Here is a 25,912-nt window from a genome sequence, read left to right on the forward strand (position 1 = left end):
AAGCTTCAAGGCTGATAGCCCAGCGATAATCTGATAACCAAGGCGAGTTCGAAAATCGCTTTAACAAGAGCCTAGCGGCAACGCTAGGCTCTTTTTTTTCATGATAGGTTATTAAGAGGTTTTTTCTGACAGGCCTTTTTGCTGACAGGCTTTTTCTCTGAAAGACTTATTGTGCTACTCGTCTAAACGAATACCACAGCCTTTTAGTACAAGGCGCGTAATCAGCTCGATACCGGCATCATAGTCTTCATCCCCGAGGCGGTTTTTTTCTAGCATGATGCAGCTTTGCAATGCATGATCGGCATAGCCTTGTGTTGATGTCCATAGCATGAAGATTAAATGTTCTGGACTGATCGGATCCATCCATTTCTTTGCGATCCAGCCACGAAATACTTCGCAGGTTCGCTCAAACTGATCTTTCAAATCTGTTTCTAATTGCTGCCGTAAAAATTCAGCGCCATGCAATATTTCGGCGGCAAATATTTTTGATGCATGAGGGTGTTCTTGGGATTGCTGAATTTTATTTTTAATATAACTCACCAATGCATCGCGCGGGTGTTGCTCAACGGTCATGGCATCCATGTGCCGCATCCAAATCGTCAATTGCTGACTGAGTACCGTGCGATATAGCGCCTCTTTCGATTTAAAATAATACAGCACATTGGCTTTTGGTAACTCGGCCTCTTCTGCAATTGCCGCAATGGTTGTGCCACGATAGCCACGTTCGGCAAAAACTTTTTCTGCCACAGTTAGGATCTGCTCAGAATTTCCTTTGCGGATGTCTGCAAGTTTGCGACGTACCGGCACTGCACTTTTTTCCTGTTTCATGGTTGGTAACACAGCCTTTATTCACTTACGTAACAGCATCATACAAAGTGCTCGAAATAGATAATAAATAATGCAACAGATTTGAGCCAATAACCATCCTCAGACTATTTGAACCAAAAAACATTGTCAGATTAAAGGTATGCCCGCGCCTGAAATATTTTCATGCCTAATACTTTTGGCTAATCGATGATCCTGCTGAATTAACGACAAAAATATATAACAGAGTGAGGCCGCGATAAAAGCTGTGTTCTCGCTTGATCTTTGCAAGCTTTTTAGCCAAAGTGACTGATTACCCAACCAGCTTACTTAGGAAGTCATAAAAATGAAAAACAAATACATTGGTATTATTTTAATCGTGATTGGTACTGTGCTCGCTTACTGGGGTTACCAAGAATTCGATTCTGCTGGCTCACAGTTTAATCGTGCTTTAGGTGGCGATATCAGCATGGAAGCATTAGTCGGATTAGTCGGCGGTGCTGTTTGTATTGTGGTCGGAATTTTCCGCGTTAAATAACAGCTTTGTTGCACAAAACAACCTTGCCCTAGCGTTCAGCTTTGGCAACTCATAAGCCCACAGCCGTGGGTTTATTTTTTTTATTCGCTATTGAAATCTCAGCGTAACCTGTCAAATTAGTAGCCATCTATTCTGATGATGGAGACAACTATGACTGACACGTCACTTTCGAAACAGGCACAGCAACAATCAGCCGCTATGGACCATATTGCCCAACTGTATCAACAGGCGTTTAGCGACAACCCAACGCAAGTTGAAGCCAGCCAGTGGTTGGCCGAACAACTGCCTAAAGGAGCTAAAGTACTGGATGTCGGTTGCGGTAGCGGTGTACCAACGGCCAAGCTATTAGCCGACCAAGAGATGGATGTTCTAGGCATCGACTTTTCCAGCAAGATGATCGAGTTAGCTCAACAACAGGTCGCCAATGCCAAGTTTCAAATTATGGATATTAGTAATATCGATTTTGAAGCCGAAAGCTTCGATGCCATTGCTTGTTTCTTCTCATTATTAATGCTGAAAAAAGAGGATATTGTCAGCTCTCTTAAACAGCTCTACCAAACCTTAAAACCTGGTGGCTACTTCCTTATCTCGATGGTTGAGGGTGACTTTGACTATATCGAAATTCCTTTTTTCGATACTAAAGTTAATGTTTCTGCCTATACGAAATCAGCACTAGAAAGTGAATTAACAGCCGCAGGTTTCAGTATTATTAAAAGCCATGACGTCGAATTTCGTGCTTATAAAGAGGCCGCAGCTGAGCAGCAAATATTTATTTATTGCCAGCGTAACTAGCCTAAATAAAACCAATCGGAGTTCGAACCAACTCATAATACTGCCGCAAAAGATCAGCAATCTTTTCCGACACAGCTTAAAAATGGCTGCTAGACTCTAATAAGCGTTTAGACATTGAAAATAAGGAAACAAAGTGGCGGCAGTATTAATAGTTGAAGATTCAAAAATGGTCATGAAAGTGCTTAAGCACGTTGCTTCGCGAGAAGTCTTAGAGCATGACGTTATTTATGCACAATCACGTGCAGAGGCCAATAAACAGCTAGAAAGTCGCTCTGACTGGCTGGCGGCTATTATTGACCTAAACCTTCCCGATGCACCTAACGGTGAATTGGTCGATGATGCTTTAGAAAAAGGCATCCCTGTCGTCGTACTGACAGGCAGTGTCGACGATGAAAAGCGCGAACTACTGACGCGTAAAGGCATTGTCGACTATGTATTAAAAGAAGGTCGCTACAGCTACCAATACGCCGTTAATCTGATTAATCGCCTGACCAAAAACCAGTCGATCAAGGTATTAGTCGCTGAAGACTCAACCGCCACTCGCAGCTATATTCGTGAAGTATTGAAACGTAATTTATTCCAAGTGGTTGAAGCGAGCGACGGCCAAGAAGCACTGAATGCGATCTTGGCTGACGATGAAATCCGCCTTGTGCTAACCGACTACAACATGCCAAACATGGACGGCTTTGAGTTGGTACATGAATTACGCCATAAACACGAGAAAGTCGATCTCGTCATTATTGGCTTATCTTCGGCAAACGAAAGCCATCTATCGGCTAAGTTTATTAAAAGCGGCGCTAACGACTTTCTATTTAAACCCTTCTCGCAAGAAGAGTTCGCCTGCCGTATTTTCCAAGCGGTGGAATCCATGGAGCGGCTCGAAGAGATGCGCCGCGCTGCCTATACCGATTTATTAACCGGTGTTGGCAACCGTCGTCATCTGATCGAAAAAGCTCGCACCGCCTTTGCTCAAGCTTATGAATCGGGCAATCCATTGGCGCTGGCGGCTATCGACATCGACCAGTTTAAGCATATCAACGATGACTATGGCCACGATGCTGGCGACGCCATTCTGGTAGCCTTTGCCGCTCAGCTACAACAATCCTTTGGTCGCTTTATTGTTGCTCGTACCGGCGGCCAAGAGTTTTGCATTCTGTTCTCAGGCTTAAGCAGTGAGCAGGCAGCTAAAATGGTCGACCTAGTTCGACAGCAGGTCGAAAATGAGTTTTATCAAACCTCGGTTGGTGAAGTCAGTATGACCTTCAGTGCCGGTATCGCTCAATTACCAGCAGAGAACCTAGAGGCATTAATGAGTGATGCAGACCAACAGCTGCAAGCTGCCAAAGAAGCCGGCCGTAATCAGGTCAGTTTCACCTAAGGCCTGCGCTCATTAGCTGCTTACTAGCCACCTATAAGAGCGGCAGCCGTTAACATACCGTCTGCCGAGCCGACACTAGGCGTTTAACATACTAAACGCCTTAATTCAGCCTATCTATCAGTCCATAAAAGCGCTCCGTTCGGCTAGATTTTATGAATCAACAAACAAAACTGACGTCCTGTACTTTGCGCGCCCTTGGAATCATAACAATGGCCCTCATAGAAAGACGTTACGGCCTTGAATGGCGCAGGAACTTATTTCAGCCTCGCCACTCTATTGTTGTTACGATTATTGTTGCGCAGCGATTAATTGTGCTTACAAGCCACGAGTCGATCGACCGCATCGCAACGCCGCCTCAGCCAACCAGCAGCACGAAAGGGGAATACTTTGAGAATCCTAACCTACAGCTTAATGCTAGCGCTTGGTGTTAGCGCCCAAGCCACCACTTTTAAATGGGCCGGCACTACCGACCCTCAAACCATGGACCCTCACGCCGTTAACTCTGCGCCGGTTCTTGGCTTCCTGAATAACATCTATGAAGGCCTCGTTCGTCGCGGTCCTGATATGTCTATTGAACCTTCTTTAGCAACCGCTTGGGAGCCGATTGGTAATGGCGAAGGCTGGCGCTTCCATTTACGTCAAGATGTCAGCTTCCATAACGGTGCCGAATTTAACGCCGACGATGTCGTGTTCTCTTATCAACGTGCCAGCTCAGAACCTGCCGATGTGAAAGGCTGGTTTGCACCTATTGAGTCAGTCAAAAAAGTCGACGACTACACGGTCGATTTTTATACCAGTGCGCCAAACCCTATTTTCCCAGACAGCATTGCTAACTGGATGATTATGGATTCTGACTGGGCAAAAGAAGTCGGAGCTGAACTGCCAAATAAAGACGCAGGCAATGCCGCAACGCTACAAACTAATGGCACTGGCGCTTACATGCTAAAAAACCGCCAGCCGGGTTTAGAAACCACCCTAGTGCGTTTTAATAGTTGGTGGGGAGGCGAAACTGGCAATATTACTGAGGCCACCTTTACGCCAATTCAAAACCCAGCAACAGCCGTTGCCGCTTTGCTGTCTGGCGATGTTGATATGATCAACCCGGTACCGATTCAAGATGCCGCTCGCTTAGAAGGCAATGCCAATGTTCGTGTGATTAAAGGCATTGAAGCTCGCGTTATTATGCTTGGCTTTGCTCAAGGCGCAGACACATTAAAGTACGGTGCCAACAAGGGTGAGCCGAATCCATTCTTGGAACCTAAAGTGCGCCAAGCGGTTGCACACGCGATTAACGTACCGGCGATTCTGCGTACTATTATGCGTGGTAATGCAGAACCTGCGAGCCAGTTAGTCAGCCCTGCGATGCGTGGTTACTCAACTGAGCACAGCGCTCGCCCTGAATTTGATGTCGCCAAAGCGAAAGCTCTATTGGCCGAAGCTGGCTACGCGGATGGTTTCTCATTTGGCCTAAAATGCCCGAACGACCGCTATCTCAATGACGAGGCCGTTTGCCAAGCGGTGACCTCAATGCTTGCCAAAGTTGGTATTAACGCAGAGCTCGACGCCATGCCTGTTCGTAACTACTGGCCAGAATTGCGCGAAGATAACTTCGATATGTACTTACTCGGCTGGTCGCCAGGTACGTTCGACCACGAGCACCCAATTCGCTTTTTAGCCTCAACACCCAATGCTGAGAAAAAACTCGGCTCATGGAACTTTGGTGATTACTCCAACAGCCGTATCGATGAACTGTTGCCGATGATTCAATCAGAAATTGACGACTCAAAACGTCAGGCCATGATTGATGAAGTCACCGAGCTTTATCAAAGCGAACAGGCTTATGTGCCGCTGTACATTCAGCCGTTAGTCTGGGGTACTGGCGCAGACGTAAGCTTGGTGCAGCGTCCAGACAACTTCTTTATTTTGCGTTGGGCCTCAGTAAACTAAGCACTCAGTGACAGTAAGGCAGCCACCAACACTGCCATTTATAAATTCACTGATTCGTTAAAACCTCTGTTGTGGGCTTGCTGCTCATTGGCAACAGAGGTTGTTTTTTATTGATACCATACACACCCAATCTATTTTCAATGTCGCCCGGAGAAGCACGGTGATTAACTACATTGTTAAGCGAATCGCACAGTCCTGTCTGGTTCTATTAGTCGTTGGCCTGGTCGCCTTTTCTATGTTTCGCTTTATTGGCGATCCGATCGACAATATGCTCGGACAAGAACGCACCGAACAGGATATCGCTCGGCTGCGCACTGAGTTAGGACTCGACCAACCCTTTGTTGTGCAATACCTCAGCTTTTTAAAACAGGCGATTCAAGGTGACTTTGGCGTCAGTTATCGCCAAGGCCGACCGGTAGCGCAAATTATTGCCGAACGCGCACCAGCAACGCTTGAGCTTGCTGCGGTCAGCGCATTTTTTGCCATTTCAATCGGCATCGCCTTGGGCGTATTTACCGCCATTCGGCGTCACGGCGCTAGCTCTCATATTGTTATGGCCGCCTCGCTGATTGGCGTTAGCCTGCCGACCTTTTTAATTGGCATTCTGCTGATCTACACCTTCAGTGTGGCATTAGGCTGGCTGCCAAGTTTTGGCCGAGGAGAAACCGTACAGCTGGGCGCTTGGAGCACCGGCTTTTTGACCAAAAGCGGCTTAATGGCTTTGATTCTACCTTCGATAACCTTAGGGCTTTATCAGATGACGCTGATCATGCGTTTAGTTCGCTCTGAGATGCTCGAAGTGTTACGCCAAGACTATATTCGTTTTGCCCGTGCGCGCGGCTTAAGTGAACGAGTCGTCAACTTTCGTCATGCGTTAAAAAATACTCTGGTGCCGGTTATTACCGTCACCGGCTTGCAGCTGGGTTCCATTATTGCGTTTGCCATTATTACCGAGTCGGTCTTTCAATGGCCGGGCTTGGGGCTGTTGTTTATCAACGCTATCCAATTTGTCGATATTCCAGTCATGGCCGCTTACTTGATGCTGATATCCGTCATGTTTGTTGCCATCAATCTGATCGTCGACCTGCTCTATGTTTTCATTGATCCGCGCTTACGCACCGGAGGCCTATAACCGATGCCTAGTCTTATTTCTTCTCGTTTACATCGCCTGTGGCAAAGTGATCTTAGCTGGGCGTTTCGCCATTCGCCTGTGGCAATGCTGTCGCTGTTGGTGGTGTTTATTCTTATTTTCAGTGCCTTATTTGCACCATGGCTGGCGCCTGTAAACCCTTACGATCCGGCTGGCTTGGATTTGATGAACGGCTTTACCGCGCCCCTCACTGCCAATGATTTTACCGGCGAGTCCTTCTTGTTAGGTACCGACGATCAAGGCCGTGATGTGCTTTCGACCATCCTTTATGGCATGCGAATTTCTTTGTTTGTTGGTTTTGCCGCCGTTACCTTTGCCATGGTTTTAGGCATTTCATTAGGCTTGTTGGCTGGCTATTTAGGTGGCTGGGTCGACACGGTCATTATGCGTATTGCCGATGTGCAATTAACCTTTCCTTCTATTTTAGTCGCCATGTTGATCTTTGGTATCGCCAAAGGTGTCACGCCAGTTGAATACCGCGACCAGATGGCAATATGGGTGTTGATTATTGCCATTGGCCTTTCCGATTGGGTGCAATTTGCCCGCGTTGTGCGCGGTGCTGCCATGGTAGAAAAGCAGCGCGAGTATGTGCTCGCTGCGCAGCTTATCGGCCAGCCTTCAATCACCATTATGTTGCGCCATATTTTGCCAAATGTACTTAGTCCTGTATTTGTTATTGCCACTATCTCGCTGGCGCTGGCGATTATCGCTGAAGCGACGCTGAGCTTTTTAGGCGTTGGCGCACCACCAACGCAGCCAAGCCTCGGTACGCTGATCCGTATTGGCCAAGGCTTTATGTTTTCAGGTGAATGGTGGATTTTATTATTCCCAGCCTTAACGCTTTTAGCACTGGCACTGTCTGTTAATCTATTGGGCGACTGGTTACGCGACGCCCTCAACCCTAAGCTGAGGTAAGCATGTCTCTGTTAGATATTGAAAATTTAACCGTTGCCTTCCCTCATCGAGAGCAGGAATTTATTGCCGTCAACAATGCCAGCCTAAAAGTAGAAGCGGGCCAAATTCATGGTTTAGTCGGCGAATCCGGTGCTGGTAAATCGACTGTCGGCGCGGCGATTATGGGTTTGCTCGACAAGCCCGGCTACATAAAAAGCGGCACCATTTCGCTGAATGGAGAAACCATATCGGGCCTCAACAGCGATGCCATGCGCGAGCTGCGCGGCCAAAAAATCAGCATGATTTTTCAAGACCCGCTAACCTCGCTCAACCCCTTGCTAACGGTAGGCGACCAGCTGGTTGAAACCATCCGCTGTCATCTGCACCTGTCCGAACGCGAAGCCCATTTACGCGCGCTCGATTTGCTCAAGCAAGTGCGAATCCCTGACCCTGAAACGCGCCTTACGCAATACCCACATCAGTTTTCTGGCGGCATGCGGCAACGCATTGTTATTGCATTAGCGCTCTGTTCTGAACCGGATGTGATTATCGCCGACGAACCAACCACCGCGTTGGATGTTTCGGTTCAGGCGCAGATTCTGCAACTCATTAAAGAGTTGGTGAAAGAAAAACAGGTTGGCGTTATTTTGGTCACTCACGACATGGGCGTCATTGCCGAAACCACCGATGTCGTCAGTGTCATGTATCAAGGCCAAGTGATTGAAAGCGGGGCGACGCAACAACTATTGCGCCAGCCGAGTCACGCCTATACTCAAAGCTTAATTTCAGCGGTACCAAGACCGGATAAAAAGCTGCATCGTTTTCCATTGGTGAATTACCAAAAGCAGGTCGCTGATTTTAATGTTGAGCAACTGGCAAAGCACTGGCAAAAATCGCAACTGAATATCGAGCAACCCTTGCTTGAGGTGAGCGGTGTCAGCAAAGAATTTTTAACTCATGCGTCGTTATTGCCATCCAAAAGGCGCTACTTAAAGGCCGTCGATAACGTCAGCTTTTCTATCGAGCAGGGACAAGTCTTTGGTATTGTCGGTGAAAGTGGTTCCGGCAAATCAACCATCGCTCGCGTCATTGCTGGCCTTTATAAAGCCAATGCAGGCAGCATTCGCTTTGCTGGCCAAAGCGCATTCGATAGCTCTGAGCAGGTGGCGCAGTACCGCCGACAAATCCAGATGATTTTTCAGGACCCCTATTCCTCGTTAAACCCACGCATGCGCATAGACGCCATTATCGCTGAACCGGCCAAGCACCATAAACTGCTAACCGGTAAAGCTTTGCAACACCGCGTTGACGAATTGCTGGATCAGGTCGGTTTGGGCCATGACGCTGGCAAAAAATACCCGCACGAATTTTCCGGCGGCCAACGCCAACGCATTTCTATCGCCCGTGCGCTAGCAACCCAACCTCGGCTTTTAATATGTGACGAGCCAACCTCGGCGCTGGATGTTTCGATACAGGCGCAGATACTGAACATCCTAAAAGACCTGCAACAGCATTTGAATTTAACGATGCTGTTTATCAGCCACGACTTGCCCGTTATACGGCAAATGTGCGATCAGGTCGGCGTCATGCAAAATGGCATCATGGTTGAACAGCAGGCAACAGAAGAGTTGTTTAATCACCCGCAACATCGGTACACTGAAGAGCTGCTTTCCTATATGCCTAAATTCGACGCAGTCGTTGCAGGTTAAAGGGCTGAGTGAGCTTTGCGTTACATCGCCAAGCTTCGCGCCACTAAAGACATAAGCTGGCTCAGCTCAGTTTATGTCTTTTACTGTTGATGGCTTCGGATTGCAGCCTATTTTTTATTAACAAATGTTGTAACCTATCGGGCTTGGCTCGTTATAATCCTGTTTGCTAGGCCCTTACGTTTTATGGAAATCTCAATGTCTAAATTTTGTTTGACCGTCTCTTGTCCTGCCCGTCGTGGCATCGTAGCAGCCATCTCTGGATTCTTAGCTGAAAAAGGCTGTTCAATCGCAGACAGTGCTCAGTTTGACGACCCAGACACGCGACACTTCTTTACTCGTATTAGCCTTGAGAGCGAAGAGGGCGCAAGCCTTGAACAACTGCAACAGGGGTTCACGGCAATCGCCAATGAATTTTCGATGCAGTGGGCCATTCGTCCAGAAGATGAAAAGATGAAAGTTTTGATTATGGTGTCGCGTTACGGCCATTGCTTAAATGACCTACTGTATCGCAGCCGTATTGGTACCTTACCGATCGAGATTGTCGGCGTGGTTTCGAACCATATGGATTACCAAAAGTTAGTGGTCAACAACGATATTCCGTATCACCATGTTAAAGTCACGCCAGAAAACAAAGCCGAAGCCGAAGCGCAGCTGTTAAACATCGTTGAAGAAAGCGGTGCTGAACTGATTGTGCTGGCGCGCTATATGCAAATTCTGTCTGACGTTTTATGCCAAAAAATGTCTGGCCGCATCATCAATATTCACCACTCGTTTTTACCTTCGTTTAAAGGCGCAAACCCATACATGCAAGCCTTTAAAAAAGGCGTGAAATTAATTGGCGCGACCTCGCATTACGTTACTGCCGATCTCGACGAAGGCCCGATTATTGAGCAGGACACAACACGTGTAACCCATGCGCAATCACCAGCCGATTACGTCAGCCTCGGCCAAGAAGTAGAGTCTTCCGTACTGGCTCGTGCCATTCACGCTCACGTTAATCACCGCGTCTTTATGAATGGTGACAAAACCATCGTCTTCCCGCCATCACCAGGCAGTTACTCTGCAACTTCGATTGGTTGATTCTTAAAGCTATAAATCTGATAGCCATAAAAAAGCCGACATAACGTCGGCTTCTAATCAAACACTCTGACCCTTTTTACTGATTTTATTAAGTTTACTTTTAATTTATCAGGCCTTTTGAACGTTATTGCCACCTATCATGGCGCGCTACTTGTTCTTTAAATGCAGAAGAAAATGATCTCATTTTAGCCTGTAGTAGGCGTTTTTTTCCTGCATCTGTTCTTGTATAAATCAGTTCAGATATGCAATCAGCAAACATGGAGGTTTCTACAATACCTGCTTGGCAAAGAGATTCGATTACGGCCTTGCCAATTTGTCTTAATGCTCCATCAACCGGCAAATAAAATATTAGAATTTTTAACATTGCGATTGTTTTAGGAAATTTATAAATCAACATACCAACTATACAAAGGAATAATATTCCGAGGTAGTTGTTTGGCGCGGCTGATCTAGCAAAGTAAGACCATAGTACGGCGCTAAAAATTAACGCCGCGAAGTGCTGGTATTGTGTTGGTTTTAACTGCGGGAACGACTCTCGATATAGTGCTTAATGTTAGAGCCTGCTGCCATCGTTTAGTTATGTTGGTTAATCTGTATTAGTTCCGATCTAATCTGACACTATATTCAATCGTTATCTGTCAAAGTAAAAAGAGAGGGGACGTTTTCATCAATGTAAATGATAGGTTGGCTTTGCTGTAAGGTGTATTCCTTTGCAAGTTCTTTTGCTTGGGCCAGCTCGGCTTCAGAGATAGGGTCTAAACCATTGTCTTCAAGGTAGAACTGGTCAAAAATTCCTTGGTAAGATCTGGAGCTTAAAGACGTGTTGTCATAGGCAATGGCTCGAGCCATACCTTGTACTGCATAGCGTCGATCTTCACGAGCTTTTTTACTGTAGTATTCATATATGGTTAAAACTTTTCTACTGTCTGAAAAAGGAATCAATCGCTCCATGGTGGCTTCGGGGTACCCTTCAGGGTAACGCTCTGCATCGTAATTGACCCATAACATGGCTCTGGCATCGTTATTGTTGGCCGCAATTTCAACCACCTTGAATAAATTTGCCTCTTCAAGTGGTGATAAAGGGACTTTATCCATATTGAAAAGCTCTATAGAAGTTCGGTTTCGGTATAATGTGGCTAGCTTAAGTAAAGGCCGATAATAATGCTGTTTTATTCCATCGTTGGCAGCCTTCAATAATATCTGAAAAGGGTCGTCTTCCTTAACTTCGTAGCCTTTGTCGAAGAATAGGTTGCGTTCCTTGTAAAGATATTTCTGATCTAAAAACAGGGCGTAACCGGCTTTGGCATCCCCTTGCGCGGCACGCTCAATTAATATTTTTCGACCCAATTCGCCCCATTTTTTATCACAGTAATAAGCCATATTTTCTTGGCATTCGTAATTATTTTCATCCAGCATCATGGCCGCATAGGGGTTACCAAGTTTTGCAGCTCGCACAAACCAGCCCGCTCCAACTAATCCTGTCAAAGCACCACTATAGTTGATTTGTCCTAACCAAAACATAGCATCGGCATTGCCTTGATCTGCCAATACTTTGAGCTTTTCCTCAGCAACCGACCAGCGCTTTACCTGTATATAGGCGACAGCTTCATACAAAGGGTCTCCGGGTCGATAGGTACTGGCCGCATAAGGGTCATCATTAATGGGGACACCTTCTTCGGCAAGGGCGATCAAGTTGACAATCGCCTTATTTGGCCCTTCAGCTATTTGTAACTCTGTGTCTGTTGGTATCCTCAAATAGAGTTCATAACCAAACACACCTAAAAAGCCCACCAAGGCGATGGTAACAACGGAGATGGTCATTTTTTTAACGATTGTCATTTAGTGTCCGTACCTCTGTATCCACTACGTATTTTCCCTATAAAGTTAAATTCAATTATTACCAATCAAATTAGTTCGAGAGGGCACATTTTCATCAAAGGGGTATTATCCTTTTTTTTATCAACCCTTTGATTTAGCTAATGAGGCTCATAGCCCGATTTCACAGAACTCATATCCCAAGCACTGATATCTTGATTGAAGGAAGATGCTTCATCGAACATATCATACATGTCTCTGACATTACTGGTTTTCCAGTTACTAATGTCGCTATTAAAAGCACTTGCGTAGGTAAACATCTGACGCATGGTTGTTACTTGGCTAACGTCCCAAGTATTAATGTCACTATTAAATAAACTACTCACTAAAAACATCTCACGCATATTTGTCACTTGGCTAACATCCCAAGTGCTAATGTCTCCATTAAATTTATGTGTGTGGGTAAACATACCTCTCATGTTTGTCACTTTACCTGTGTTCCATTTATTTAAATTCTGATCGAAAACAAAGGCTTGATTAAACATGAAGGACATATTTTTGACATGGCTAACATCCCAATTGCCAATGTCTTGGTTAAATGATTCGGCATGCGAAAAGGTTTCAGCCATGTTGATAACGCGACTAGTATCCCACTGCCCAATATCTTGATTAAATGACTTCGCACCGTAAAACATTTTGTACATGGTATTAACACTACTGGTATCCCATGAAGATATATCAAGATTAAATGTTGTCATACCATTGAAGAGATTTGATAAGTCTGTAATACCGCTGACATCGGCATTTTTAATGTTATCTGCCATCTGTATTACTTCAGTGGCATTAGGGTTTACTTGATAAGCTTTATGATAGTCGGCGACTAGGTTGTAGAGTGCAATGCGTTTTTGACCAATAAGAGTGGTTGAATCATCATCGTCATGTAAGCGCTCAGCATCATATAAATTTAATAACCTTAAAAACCCCCAATGATATTCAGCCATCCCACCATCCATAGAATAGTAATCACGCAGCCCCTTTAATAGTTGGTGACATTCGTCATCACCTAATAAAGTACAAACAAAGAGTCGCTCGATAAGATCATAAAGTTGATGCTCACCAATATTTGGCATAGGGGTTAATACACTGGCTTTTATCGAGGCAATTTCTTCAGCGGTGACTTGTTGCTCAGGTAGTAAAAAATGCGGATCTGATAAGGTGAAAACACCGTTAACTTCTCGCCCTCGTCTTTCAATAAGTGGATACCTTTGTTCTCGCCAGCCTTTTCCGATAGGTAATATAGGGGATTCTTGAATGACAACGCCGTCGTTCGTATATTCCATAAAATGGTAAATGTAATACCCTTGTGCATCCATCAACAATTCGCCTGTACTGCAGTTTTGCAAGGCGAATGTATCTAACAGCACTTTATTTTTGCCATCGCTTTGGTGAACTGAACCGCAAGCAGATAAATCCGTATTGCCTACTTTTTTAGAAAAAGCAGGCTTTAACTTTTCTCCCATAAAATACTCACTGCTGCATTCACAGCTATTTGCATCGCTTTGAATTTTATAGGGCGAAATCCTACTTTTATGGACATAACCTTTTATTGTACGGTGCTTTATATACCACCAAGAGGAAGTGTTGCTTGGGATATAATCAAACTTACCCTCATAATCGTAAAACTTACCGACCACTCTAGCATTGCCTTGAGGTTGCTCTCGAACATTAACATAACCATCTATGTCGTTAATCACGCCTTCTTTAAACTCAGCAGCATGCACGCTAAAGCTGATGGCAAGGGAAATAAATAAGATAATGGATTTCATAGCAAACCTAAATTATAAGACTGAGTCGTAAAACGCTATTTAACAGAGTGAAAAGGTTATCACTAATAATCTAGTCAGGACACTCACAGATAAAATTTAGCCTTAAATGGCAGGCCTAATAGGTTGGCTTTTTCGGAGTTGGATCTGATTGATTTTCGAAAGCCACAAAAAAGCCGACATAACGTCGGCTTATTCTATTGGAAATTATCAACCTCATTTCACTAAGACAATTGCGCAGCAACTTCGTTAATTGCATCGACCAAGGTGACGGCAATAAAATCGGCTTCGTCTTTTGTTAGCGTCAACATCGGGCATAAACAGAGCGTGTTGTTATAGCGACCAAAAGAGCGATTAGTGCGGCCAATCATTAAACCTTTTTTCATGCATAGCCCCGCGACTTGCATGGCGATACTTTCTTCAACCGGCTCTTTGGAGACTTTGTCTTTAACCAGTTCAATGCCGATCAATAATCCTTTTCCGCGAACATCACCGATAATTCGGCTATCCAATTGCTGTTCACGCAGCAGCGTTAAAAGGTATTCGCCCATCGTCGCGCTGTTTTCAATTAGGTTTTCTTGTTCCAGAATCCGGATGTTTTCTAATGCCGCTGCTGGGCCTGCGGTACAGCCACCAAAGGTACTGATATCACGGAAGTAGTTGGCACGCTCACTCGGTTCGTCCATAAACTCTTGGAAGACGGCCTCTGTTGTCACCGTACAAGAAATTGCGGCGTAACTGGAAGCAACGCCTTTTGCTAACGTGACAATATCTGGCTGAATGCCGTAATGCTGATAACCAAACCATTTACCGGTTCGACCTAAACCACAGACCACTTCATCGATATGCAGCAACACCTGATACTTTTTGCAGATCGCCTGAATTTCTTGCCAGTAACCTTCTGGCGGCGTAATGACTCCACCACCGGCGGTGATGGTTTCTAATACAACAGCACCAACAGTATCGGCGCCTTCACGCAGAATGGCTTTTTCTAATTCTTGCGCCGCTAAATAGCCGTAATTTTCAACTTCGCCAAACTGACTGCGGTATTCACAGCAATGACCAAATTCTGCAAAGCCTGGAACGAATGGGCCATACTGGTCTCGGCGCTCTTCTTGGCCTGTTGCACTCAAGGCTGCAATGGTGGAGCCATGATAATCTCGCTCGCGGTATAAAATTTTATGCTTTTTACCGCCGTATTTTTTATGTGCGATTTGACGAACAATTTTAAATGCCTTTTCGTTGGCTTCAGAACCAGAACTGGCGTAATAAACTCGGCTCATGCCCGGCATTTTTTCGATCAACTTATGAGCTAATTCTGCACCCGGCGCTGTCGCGGCGGTACCAGCAAAAAAGTTAAGCTCAACTAGCTGGCGGCTGACGGCTTCGGCAATTTCGGTGCGGCCATAGCCAACGTTAACGCACCAAACTCCGCCCGCTGTGGCATCTAAATAGCTGTTACCTTTGGCATCCCAAACACGAGAACCTTCACCCTTTACAATCATCATCGGGTCTTGCTTCTCGTAAACGCTGTGCTGACTCAGATGATGCCAGACATGGGATTTATCTTTCTCAATCGCCGAGGCAAATTCAACTGTTTGAGGGCTTATTGTTTGCGTCATAGCATCGCTCCATATTGGCTTTTAGCACGTCTTGGCAATTTATGCTGCCAAAGACGCTAGCCATAGTGCCAGCCTTATAAATCCCTACGTCCAGACAAAGCTAATGAGGATAAATAAGTGACGTGACAGTAAAGGCTCGATAAGATCACAGCACTACTGTTATTTTTAACCAAGGGGACTGTTCATGAGCAATTGCGTTTTTATCACCGGAGCCACTGCCGGTTTTGGTTTAGCAACGGCAAAAAAATTCGCCCAACACGGCTGGCGCCTTGTTTTAACTGGTCGCCGCGAAGAGCGCTTAAACGAGCTTAAGGCAGAACTTTCTAGCCAATGCGAAGTTCATTGCATCGCTCTTGATGTGCGCGACAGCAATGCCGTTGCAGACGCTATTAAAACTCTGCCAAGTGCATTTAGCGATGTCAGCGTACTGGTCAACAACGCAGGACTCGCTTTAGGTACCGACCCATGCTACGAGGCGAGCTTGAGCGACTGGCACACCATGATCGACACCAACATTACTGGCCTGACGAACGTTACTCATGCGCTATTACCAACCTTGATGCAGCAGGTGCCTGCGACAGTGATCAACCTGTCGTCTATTGCCGCCAACTGGCCATACCCTGGTAGTCACGTTTACGGTGCCTCCAAAGCCTTTGTGAAACAATTCAGCTACAACATGCGTAGCGACTTAGCAGGTAAAGGTGTACGAGTCACCAGTCTAGAGCCGGGCATGGCGGAAAGTGAATTCAGTTTAGTGCGTTTTAAAGGCGATAAGGCAAAGGCCGATGCGCTCTATAAGGGTGCTAACGCGATCACGCCTGAAGATATTGCCGATATTATTTATTGGATCGCCAATCAGCCTGCGCACCTGAACATAAACAGCCTTGAAGTAATGCCGAACTCGCAGGCGTGGGATAACTTTAAAGTCGTCAAAGAGAGTTAAGCGCTTCTAATAGCACTGAAACAAAAAAGCCCCGACGAATCGGGGCTTTTTTATGCATGATCGAATGACTCGCGTTATTCGACCAACTTAAAACGTCCAACAATATTATCGAGTTTTCTATTTAGCTCAGAAATATCCTCGGTACCCTGCTGTAGGTTTTCGCCGTTGTCAGTGAGGTTTTCAACCATATTGTGAATGCGGTTCATGTTCTCGCTGATCTCCTGTACAACTCGATTTTGCTCATTCGCAGAGGTTGAGATGTGCACACTGATGTCGTTAATTTTGCTGACATAACCAGTCATCGACTCAAGGCTTTCAGAAATTGCTTCAGCCTCTTCAATGGTCTGCTCACTGGTTTGCTTAGTGCTCTCAATCGAGCTAACCACAGAGCCTGCACCCTGTTTAAGCTGGGTCAAAGATTTATCAATCTCACCTGTGCTTTCTTGGGTGCGCCCTGCCAAGGCACGTACTTCATCAGCAACCACCGCAAAGCCTCGTCCTTGCTCACCAGCACGCGCAGCCTCAATCGCAGCATTCAGTGCTAATAAATTGGTTTGCTCAGCAATTTCACCAATTACCGTCAAAATAGAACCAATGTCTTCTGTTTCTTTGCTCATCTGATTAACGCGCTCGGTAGCACCGTTAATTTCTTCTGCCAGTCGGTTCAAGCTCGCCTGGGCATTAACAATGGTTTCTTTTGAACGCTCACCTGACTTATTGGCGTCTTCAACAAATTGCGCCGCTTCATCCGCACTCTGCGCGACCATTTCTGACGACGAGCCGAGCTCATCCATCGCGACCACAATTTGATTGGTTTCTTCTTGGTGCTCACTCAACACTTCGGTGTTTTTTTGCATGTTATGGCGCAACTGACCGATGCTATTGATCAACTCACCGCTAACCGCCTTAACATCAAGCATCATGGCATTTAGGTTTTCAACAAAGCGATTCACGCCCTGAGCAATATCGCCTAAATCGTCTTTTGAACGAACTTCTAAACGCTGAGTTAAGTCTCCGTTACCACTGGATAAGCCTAAAATAAGATTCTTAAGTGCGATAACTGGGCGGTAAATGCGCGCCAACACCACCAACAGGATCATTAACGAAATGATACTGATAACAACGCAAATCATCGTCAAATACTTAGAAGCCTCATACACAGGCCCTAAAGCTGTTTGTTTGTCGACCGCGTTGACTAAGAACCAATAGCCACCACCCAGTAGATTAATTTGCGATGACAGCACCAAACGCTCACGACCTTCAATGACTAGCTCGTTAATGGTTGCTTCACTGGATAAAACTTCTGACGCAATATCGGCAAAACCTTCGGCTGCCGTGAACTCGTCTCGGATTAGGATGTTTTCTGAAGTAGAGGCCAAGATCATGCCGTTTTTATCGACGATCAAAGAGATAGTTCCCGGCTGAATATCAATACCTTCGACAATTTCTTGCAGGTTAGTCAAACGAATATCTGCGCTCAACACGCCATCTTTAATTGGTTGAACAGCCGCAGCTAAAGGCACGCCCTGTTTAGTGAAAAATACGTCGGTAACGGCTAAACCACTCTGAGCCAAACCAAATTGATACCACGGTCGGGTGCGTGGATCATACCGCTCCAGTAGGCCAACACCGTTAGGGAAGCTTTTTGAGGGTTTGGAAACATAGGAGCGACCATCATTAAAGCCGAGCGTAATTTTAGAGACGCTGCCTGTTACGGCTGCCATTTCAACGATTTTTTCATGACCTTCTTGGTATTGGTACTTATCGTAAAGTGTCGCTAGTTGAGCGATCGGTTGGGATGCATTGTAGATATACTCTTCGACGTTTTTAATTTCATAGCCAGCAGACGTCTGTATACGCTCAATAACTTTTTCGGTAACCACCTTCTCAAGCTGCTGAACCGCCAAATAACTCGTGGCCGCCAACGATAGTGACACAATCACCATCATCGATATTACCAGTACCGCTTTAAACCCTAACAACTTCTTCATTGCTATATTCCTTATATCCTACATCCCATTCGAACAGTGTACGTTTAAGCGCCTACTATGGCTTTACCGCTTTAAGAACACAACGCCTTACACTATTTAATTACCTGGACTATTTCTTTTATTTCTTGCAGCAACGACCTTATTGTTATTGGTGCTCGTCGATACAAGTATCTCTGACCTTAATCAGCATTATGAACTTGTTATAAAGATTATCGGTCAGTGCGCTATAAAGTTTAGCCTATTCTTATATATTGACTGCTCACGGCAACAAATCGATACAAATTGATGTGCTACACTTTATGCTATAGCTCAAACACTGAAACCTTGAACTAAACCCGTATCGTCGCCCACCTTGCGGCTAGGAGTCATCATGTATCAGACCATTGTTGCGCCCGTGGACATCTCTGAAAAGGAGATGAGTGAGAAGATCCTACAAATGGCTCTTTTTCATTTACAGCACAGTCACTGCCAAGTTCACCTACTGATGGTAACGCCGGCAACAGCCAGTGATGAAGAGGTTGAAAAGCTCTCGGTAGCGCTAATGGCATTTACCACCGAACATATTGATAAGCAGGATGGTAAAAAAGACAGCCTGAAAATGATCATCAAGAAAGGCGCGCCCAGCGATCAGATACTGAGTTATGCAACTGAGGTAAAGGCAGATTTAATAATTTTGGGGCGCCACCGTACTGCCGCTAATGTTCTTGGTCGCCCAGCCTTAGGCAGCACAACAGTGAAGGTGTCTAGTCAAGCAAGTGCCGATATTTGTATCGTAAAGAACATTGCTTAATCGTAAACAAAGAGGCTCTACTCAAAGCCTTACGGCTTATGAGTGATCTAAAAAATTAATAATCTAACGACCAGTTGAGCTCAATACCATTAGTATCGAGCTCTCCTACTTCACCTTGGGTATACAGCTCAATATAGGCGCGTTTGGTTAGCTTATATTGCAAGCTGCTGCGAAACTCTTCATCTGACCCATCCTGTTCTACTTCTAGATAAAGATAATCGTTAATATACTTACCTGCACTAACACTGAAGGTCAGTTCGCCGTCATCATTTGAGTCGGTATCAATCACTAACGTATCCAAAGAAAGTTCGTTACGCGCTTCACCAACAATATCGAGTCCGGTTTCACCTGTACGCAAATTATTCACCGCATTGGCCAACTGCACTGCTTGAACAATGCTCATCTGTTCAATGTTTTCGCCAAACAGTAACAAGGCCAGTAATTCATCTTGACCTTCAGCGGCATCGGATGTCAGTGACAACGACAACTCATTTTGATTGCCTGAAATTTCTAGCGTGACATCCAAGTCATTGTTTGAGTAATTACCTTGGATATCTAACGCGACCTGATCGCCTTGAATCTGAACGGTACCGCTTTCTAAGGTAAACACCTTACCAAAACCCAGGTAAGTGCCGCGCACCAACGAAAACTGACCCGCCAACACTGGGCTGTAGAGATTGTCAGTAATCGAAAACTGCCCCGAAAGCTCAGCAGTAATACCCTGACCATAAAGATTAACCCGTTGCTGTGCGGTTAAAGTAATGTCTAGCACACCCTGCGGCGCGTAGAATGCAGGCCCATCAGCGGCGGCAGAGCCTTGAGAGGTCGCCTCCACTATATTTAATTGCGGCGCGCCATCCCAAAGTAAGGAATCGGTTTGCATATTTAAACGTGATATCGCGACATCACCGACAATGGTTAAATTCTGATAGGAGCCTTGCGCGCGAATATCTCCGCTCATCGTTGCTTCCATCTGCGCCTGATTGATCAATCGAGCGTTACGGATTTCTGTCGCAACTGAAATATCATGCGGTAAAATAATGCCTTCGCTGGCGCTGAACTGAACTTGGCCTTGAACTGCAACACTGCCATCGGCGGCATCACTGGCTACGCCGTTAAGTTGCCACTGCTTCGATTCGGTGTTTAATGAAACAGCCATATCGGATAACCGAGTGCCTAGACCAACATGCTCATAACTGCCATCTCGCCAATGCAGCTCACCTTGCCATTGAGGATCACTTAGGCGGCCATCCAAACTGATATCACCATAGATAAAGCCGGTGAATGCCTGATCAAGCTGATTCACCAACAGCGGCTCCAGCACGTCCAGCGAGGTGTTTACGGCTAATCGCATCTCCATTGGCTGATCAGCGGCATTTGTCTGCCAACGACTCAATTCAGCAACAGGGGTTTTTAAGCGTAACTTAACTTTGGTTTGCTCATCGCTGATCAAACTTGCCTCTAGCTGATAATGCTGACTTAAAGTATTTAAATCTGCCCGTAAACTCAGTGGCGAGCTGCTGGCCTGCCAATCGACACTGCCTTTTAGGTTCGGCTGTTTTAAATCACCGTTGGCCTGCAACCTAACATTCGCCGGACCATTAATGATCCCCGACGTTGGCAACCAGTAACCCAAATCATCGGTCACTATATTGAGTGCTAAGTCGCCCATTGTAGCTTGGCCGCTACCACTTAATGAGATTTCTAATGCATCTGGAACAGTAAACAGGGCGCGCTCTATTTGCCAAGCGGACCAGCGACCATTGGCTTGCGCCTCGGTAATGAAATCATGATTCTGGTACTGACCAAACGCCTTAAGGTCGGCATTAAATAGCGGTTCAGTCACCGTACCTGCAACACTGACACTAGCATCTAATTGACCACTCAGGTGATCAGGGATATTTGAAGAAACCAGCGCCAACTGATTAAGGTCGACACGCTGCACATTCACTCGACCTGTGATTTGCTCACTCTCAGTTTGCAGCCGACCTCGCACAATAGCGGTGCCCCAAGTTAAGTCCAAGCGGTGATTTAACGTCGACTGCAAATTGCCACTGCCTTGCCAACTAAAGAGATAAGGCTCTGTTTGTAAAACACCCTCACTGCTTAAATCACCTTCGATCAGCCAAGCTTCGCTCTGATTATCGAGCGTTAAATCGCCCTTGAGCGAGCCTTGCCACTGTTCAACCCAGGCAAATCGATCGTCTTGTTGCAACAGAGGTGCGATGCCGTTCAGCAAATAGCTGGCATCGGGCAAATCCGTTGAGGCTGTCATCGAAACCTGTTGTTGCGCCCAATTATAAAAACCAGACAATGACCAAGCACCTTGCGCCCATTCAGCTTCCGAACCGGCGATTTCTATATGTTCGGTATCCAGTTGAGTGACGGTGGTGGTCATTGAAAATGGCTGTGCATCAATTTCGCCAGAACTGGTCAGCGTGCCTGCCAACGTCGGTCGATAGATTTTACCTTCAATCGACATCTGACCATTCATGTCGAGTAAGACTCGTTCTGGTAATTTTTTCTCGATACCAGTGAAGGCTTCGCTCAACAACGGCAAATGGCTACTAGACAAAGAAGTGACTTCGGCAGCGCCGTCCAGCCAGAGATCGTAAGGCTCGAATGCGCCATGGTAACGCCATTGAGCTCCCAGCCAATTCATATCCGACAGATCAACTTGCCAATCTTCGGCCGTCGTTGGGTCAATACTGATGGCTAAACTCAATGGCTGTCCTAGCCAAGAGCCACTAAATTCACTCTCTGTTGCAATGGCAGGCCGACGCCAATAGCCAGTAATACTGGTACTACCGCGTGCATTGCCAGAAAAACTCGCTAATACTTCAGGCCACTTTGAAAACCACGGAGCAATGGCTGCCACTGGCATCGAGCTATGTTCGAAATGCAAGTCCAGCTGTTTAGCAGACCAATCCACACCGCCATGGGCGAAGACATCGGCCTGATTAAAAGACACTCGAGAGTCACTGTAGCGGACACCCTGCGGGGTTAAAGAGTCCAGTTGGATGCTGGCATTAACCGGCCACTGCTGCCAACGCCCTAAGGCATTTAAAGGGCCAGAAAACTCGAACTGACGACCTTCACCCTCCGCCAAGACATCGCCATGTACCGAAAGATCAATATCCACCGGTAGCTCAATACCAACATACGGCAAGATGTCTGTGCGTAACTCATCGACATCAAACTGACCACGCCAACGGAAGTTAGCCGGTTGCCAGCTAAAATCGCCAGTTAACTGAGCTAACCGAGAATAGAGCGCGATATTACTGAAACCAAGTTTTTGATCCTGCCAAAGGCCGCTTAATTGGACGCGGAAATCCTCAGCGTACCAAGTACCCTCAGCTAGCCCAGCTATGGTGACAACTGGATTATCAAGCGTACCTATAATTTCACCGGTCAACTGAGCATTGCCCTGTAGCTCAGCAAAATAGTCTGGCATCAATGTAGGCAATAACGGCGCGGCGTTAATATCTGCTTGATACGCTAATGACAGCTCATCGGTCTGCCAATTGGTGGAGCCTGCGACATTCAGCTGACTATTCGCCAAGGTTAGTGAGGCTTGCTCAATATTGAAATTGGCACCATCACGATTTGAGGCTATTTGAACTTCAAACGGCTGCGCTTGCCATTGACCCGAAGCCTGTATTTTTGAGTCCGCTAGCGGACGACGCCAGCCGCCTTGAATCCGGCTTTGTACAACCAGCTCTCCGCTTAAATCTTGCACCCCAAAAACGTCAGCTAGAGGAGCTAAGGTCCAGCGATCAATAGACACCAATAAATCGGATTCATCGCGCGCTATAAAGCCTTCGGCACTGGCTTCTTTGCCATCGAGTACCAGCGTCAACGGCAAGAATTCGACTTGCTGTTCACTCACTAAATACCGCACCATGCCTTCAGCCGACAGCTCATGACTTTGCCAAGGCACGCTCCACTTATCGATAAGCACATCGAGCAAGCCATACTGACTGTAATCGATACGGATATCCCAGCTGGCCGCTAAGGGTTCCGACAGTTGCCAATTAGCCCACTGAGACCATGCACTCAAGGGCTCAGCATCCAGCCGGCCTTTTAACCGAAAATAATCAATTGCATCGGCAGAAAGCTCCGCAGCAAAGTAGTTTCCAGTCTCAGTTTCAGATAACGACACCACAAACTTAGCAGGAATCGCGCCCCAGTTAACTTCTCCCTGGCCATGAAGCTGGGCATGAAAATCCGACATCTCGGCACGCTCTAATGCAATCTGTGAAACATGCAATGCACTGACACGTAATGCAGGAATACTCAGCCAGCGTCGATACAGTTGAGAAAGCGCTGAAGAAGCGGTATCGGTTTTCTCGGCATTGGATCGACGATCGAGACTCAAATCAGCATCGAGCTGTTCGATACTGATACTTTTAAACCACCAGCGATTTTGCAAGGCGTATTTCCAGTTCCATTGCACATCAATATTGACTGCCTGCGCGAGTGGCTGGCCTTCGGAGGTATTCAGGCGGATGGCATCAATGTGCCACTGAGATAAAGCAGGCGATTGAACACCTTCAATCTGCAACTGATAATCGCTGACCCATTCGACCAGTCGCGCCGAGTTCATCGCCAACAAACCGCGGCCAGTTTGAGTACCGACAAAATAAATTAACGTTAGTAGCGATAGCAGCAACAACAACAGCAACGATCGAATTGCGATAGTCCAGCTACGTTTTGCTGCGGCGCGCAGTTGTAATGCCATTAAAACGCCTGCCCTAAGCTGACATAAATAATAAAGTCATCGTCTTCATCGCGCTGATCTAACGGTGTCGCAACATCAAAGCGAATTGGCGCAAAGCTGGTAAAAAATCGCACCCCGACACCTGCACCAGAATACCAAATATCCTGATCAAAGGGGTTAATTTGCTCGCTGACTGAACCACTATCTAGAAAAAACACCAAGCCCCAGCTCTCTGTTAAACGCAACCGTATCTCATTATTCAACAGCCAACGCTGGCTGGCACCTGCAATATCGCCAGCGGTGTCATCATCTGCCAAGTACTTTTCTTCCAGCTCAATAGACTCATAGGCATAACCTCGAATGGTACTGCTGCCACCAGCAGTCAGCCATTCTGACTCTGGAATATTTTCTTGCGACGAATCAAACACATCGCCATACCAAAGCGAGTTCCATTTGACACTGCTAGCTAAGGTCAACCGTGGATTTAATTCAATAAAACCCTGTACGCCAGTACCGCTGAGCAAGTAGCTTGTAAACTCATCATCAACATCCCAAACCGGTTCAACATTTACCGACCAACGCAAGCCAGTACTCGGATTGAACGGATCGGTAACATTGTCGTATTGGTATTCCAGCGGCACGCTGATCTGATGGTAAACATCCCATTCATCGTCGACGTACTCGTTTTCCTGAGTATAGCCAATGCCGTATTCATAATAATCTTGACGTGAAGCCTCGCGTTCAATCGTCGCGGTGCTCGAAAAGGTATTGTATTCGTAGTCGGAGGTATCGCGTTCGAATTCATTCTGCCAAGTAAATTCATTACGACGATCAAAAAAGGAGGGGACAACAAAAGCTACACTGGCGGTCTGATTAGTCTCCTGTAGCGATAATTCTAACTCCAAGCTTTGTGCGCTATGGAATAAATCTCGATGCTGCCAACCTAAGGTTGTGGTCGGCCCTTGCTCACTCTCGTATCCCAATGCCGCCGACAGCGTTCGCTTATCTTTTTGAGTTAGAGCAAAAACGACATCGACTTGATTATCGGCCGTTTTCGAAACAGTCGGTTTAACCTGACTAAACACACCGGTATCGAGCAACGCAATTACCGCTGTACTGATCGCTGAGGCTTTATAACAATCACCCGCGTCTATATCCGCCGTTCGGCTTAGAAACTCTTGGTTTAATGTTCCTGCTCCAGTGAAACTCACTGCATTGAATTGCGCAGGGTCTTTGACATTAGCAATTAGGGTCAAATTCCCGCTGTGGTTTTCTGGGTCCAGCTGAACTTCATGACTGACCGTTGAAGTAAAATAACAATCCTGCGTCGCTATATAGCTTTTCAGTGTCGACTGCTGGCTGATGACCGCGCTGGCATTTAAGGCATCACCTACTTCAAGACGCAACCAGTCATCATCGAGCGGTTGAAAGTTACCCTGTAACGTGAGCTCGGCAATTTCATAACGCGGCCCAAGAATAACTCGATAACTGGGTTTCCCAACTTGGTCACTACGTGACTGCCAACCGGCTTCGATCGTCGCCTCATAATAACCTCGGCTCTTTAACAAGAGGTTTAATCGGTTGATTTCGGCACGAATTTGTCGATCTTGCGTTAGGGTTATTTCTGAAGCATTGACTGAATCTCGATATTCGTTCAGCGTACGGACCAACTCGCCTTTTAGGCCATAACGATAGCTATCGATAGAAATATCCCACCGACTGGCAGAAGCTAAATCTTCCGCCCATGCCACGGTCGCTAACGACAACAACAAACCTAACACACTATATTTCATCGCCAGCGATTGGTCTCTATATAAAAATGAATGATAACCTGCTCCGATAGCAGCTTATGCCTGTAGCATTAGCGGCTATTCTAATTGAGCATTTTACCAAAAAGATGGCACAGATTATCATGC

18 protein-coding genes are annotated in these 25,912 nt (G+C 46.1%); 10 read left to right on the forward strand and 8 right to left on the reverse strand.

The window, feature by feature from the left end:
* Positions 1 to 174: 174 nt before the first annotated feature.
* Positions 175 to 828, reverse strand: a complete 654-nt coding sequence (locus tag FME95_RS07815) for a TetR/AcrR family transcriptional regulator (protein WP_147713827.1) — start codon at positions 826 to 828, stop codon at positions 175 to 177.
* A 322-nt stretch (positions 829 to 1,150) separates the two neighbouring features.
* Here FME95_RS07815 and FME95_RS07820 point away from each other — a divergent pair, with 322 nt between their 5' ends.
* From FME95_RS07820 to purU, 8 genes are all read left to right on the forward strand, one after another.
* A complete protein-coding gene (locus tag FME95_RS07820) occupies positions 1,151 to 1,342 on the forward strand; it encodes a DUF3185 family protein (protein WP_147713828.1) in 192 nt (63 codons plus the stop codon).
* Between the two features lie 150 nt (positions 1,343 to 1,492).
* Positions 1,493 to 2,134, forward strand: a complete 642-nt coding sequence (locus FME95_RS07825; protein WP_187265474.1) for a class I SAM-dependent methyltransferase — start codon at positions 1,493 to 1,495, stop codon at positions 2,132 to 2,134.
* 133 nt (positions 2,135 to 2,267) lie between these two features.
* Complete coding sequence (locus tag FME95_RS07830) at positions 2,268 to 3,512, forward strand: GGDEF domain-containing response regulator (protein WP_147713830.1); 1,245 nt, start codon at positions 2,268 to 2,270, stop codon at positions 3,510 to 3,512.
* A gap of 387 nt (positions 3,513 to 3,899) precedes the next feature.
* The gene (locus FME95_RS07835) at positions 3,900 to 5,459 is read left to right on the forward strand and encodes an ABC transporter substrate-binding protein (protein WP_222709923.1); all 1,560 of its coding nucleotides are present in this window, start codon (positions 3,900 to 3,902) and stop codon (positions 5,457 to 5,459) included.
* A gap of 160 nt (positions 5,460 to 5,619) precedes the next feature.
* Positions 5,620 to 6,591 carry an ABC transporter permease gene (locus FME95_RS07840; protein ID WP_147713831.1) on the forward strand — a complete coding sequence of 324 codons (972 nt, stop codon included), beginning with the start codon at positions 5,620 to 5,622 and terminating at the stop codon, positions 6,589 to 6,591.
* A gap of 3 nt (positions 6,592 to 6,594) precedes the next feature.
* The gene (locus tag FME95_RS07845) at positions 6,595 to 7,524 is read left to right on the forward strand and encodes an ABC transporter permease (protein ID WP_147713832.1); all 930 of its coding nucleotides are present in this window, start codon (positions 6,595 to 6,597) and stop codon (positions 7,522 to 7,524) included.
* 2 nt (positions 7,525 to 7,526) lie between these two features.
* Positions 7,527 to 9,212 carry a dipeptide ABC transporter ATP-binding protein gene (locus tag FME95_RS07850; RefSeq protein ID WP_147713833.1) on the forward strand — a complete coding sequence of 562 codons (1,686 nt, stop codon included), beginning with the start codon at positions 7,527 to 7,529 and terminating at the stop codon, positions 9,210 to 9,212.
* A gap of 195 nt (positions 9,213 to 9,407) precedes the next feature.
* Positions 9,408 to 10,292, forward strand: coding sequence for a formyltetrahydrofolate deformylase (gene purU, locus FME95_RS07855; protein WP_147713834.1), 885 nt, complete (start codon positions 9,408 to 9,410; stop codon positions 10,290 to 10,292).
* A 124-nt stretch (positions 10,293 to 10,416) separates the two neighbouring features.
* On the opposite strand, the gene FME95_RS07860 is transcribed toward purU, so the two are convergent.
* The 4 genes from FME95_RS07860 to FME95_RS07875 all read right to left on the reverse strand — a co-directional run bounded on the left by FME95_RS07860 (position 10,417) and on the right by FME95_RS07875 (position 15,552).
* A complete protein-coding gene (locus FME95_RS07860; protein WP_147713835.1) occupies positions 10,417 to 10,689 on the reverse strand; it encodes a hypothetical protein in 273 nt (90 codons plus the stop codon).
* Between the two features lie 227 nt (positions 10,690 to 10,916).
* Positions 10,917 to 12,131 (reverse strand): SEL1-like repeat protein, encoded by a 1,215-nt coding sequence (locus FME95_RS07865; RefSeq protein ID WP_147713836.1) that lies wholly within the window; start codon positions 12,129 to 12,131, stop codon positions 10,917 to 10,919.
* A gap of 137 nt (positions 12,132 to 12,268) precedes the next feature.
* Positions 12,269 to 13,933, reverse strand: a complete 1,665-nt coding sequence (locus FME95_RS07870) for a BspA family leucine-rich repeat surface protein (RefSeq protein ID WP_147713837.1) — start codon at positions 13,931 to 13,933, stop codon at positions 12,269 to 12,271.
* Between the two features lie 221 nt (positions 13,934 to 14,154).
* Complete coding sequence (locus tag FME95_RS07875; protein WP_147713838.1) at positions 14,155 to 15,552, reverse strand: aminotransferase family protein; 1,398 nt, start codon at positions 15,550 to 15,552, stop codon at positions 14,155 to 14,157.
* A gap of 184 nt (positions 15,553 to 15,736) precedes the next feature.
* On the opposite strand from FME95_RS07875, the gene FME95_RS07880 reads away from it, so the two are divergent.
* The gene (locus FME95_RS07880; protein ID WP_147713839.1) at positions 15,737 to 16,495 is read left to right on the forward strand and encodes an SDR family oxidoreductase; all 759 of its coding nucleotides are present in this window, start codon (positions 15,737 to 15,739) and stop codon (positions 16,493 to 16,495) included.
* 74 nt (positions 16,496 to 16,569) lie between these two features.
* Here the strand turns inward: FME95_RS07880 and FME95_RS07885 are convergent, their stop codons facing one another.
* On the reverse strand, positions 16,570 to 18,486 hold the full coding sequence (locus FME95_RS07885) for a methyl-accepting chemotaxis protein (RefSeq protein WP_147713840.1): 1,917 nt from the start codon (positions 18,484 to 18,486) through the stop codon (positions 16,570 to 16,572).
* A 370-nt stretch (positions 18,487 to 18,856) separates the two neighbouring features.
* Here FME95_RS07885 and FME95_RS07890 point away from each other — a divergent pair, with 370 nt between their 5' ends.
* On the forward strand, positions 18,857 to 19,276 hold the full coding sequence (locus FME95_RS07890; protein ID WP_147713841.1) for a universal stress protein: 420 nt from the start codon (positions 18,857 to 18,859) through the stop codon (positions 19,274 to 19,276).
* 55 nt (positions 19,277 to 19,331) lie between these two features.
* Here FME95_RS07890 and FME95_RS07895 read toward each other — a convergent pair whose 3' ends face one another.
* Positions 19,332 to 24,017, reverse strand: coding sequence for a translocation/assembly module TamB domain-containing protein (locus tag FME95_RS07895; RefSeq protein WP_147713842.1), 4,686 nt, complete (start codon positions 24,015 to 24,017; stop codon positions 19,332 to 19,334).
* Positions 24,017 to 25,789: an autotransporter assembly complex protein TamA gene (locus FME95_RS07900; protein WP_147713843.1), complete on the reverse strand. Its 1,773-nt coding sequence runs from the start codon at positions 25,787 to 25,789 to the stop codon at positions 24,017 to 24,019. Before FME95_RS07900 ends, FME95_RS07895 begins: the two co-directional genes overlap by 1 nt.
* Positions 25,790 to 25,912 lie beyond the last annotated feature (123 nt).

The organism is Reinekea thalattae (assembly GCF_008041945.1).
Lineage (GTDB): Bacteria > Pseudomonadota > Gammaproteobacteria > Pseudomonadales > Natronospirillaceae > Reinekea > Reinekea thalattae.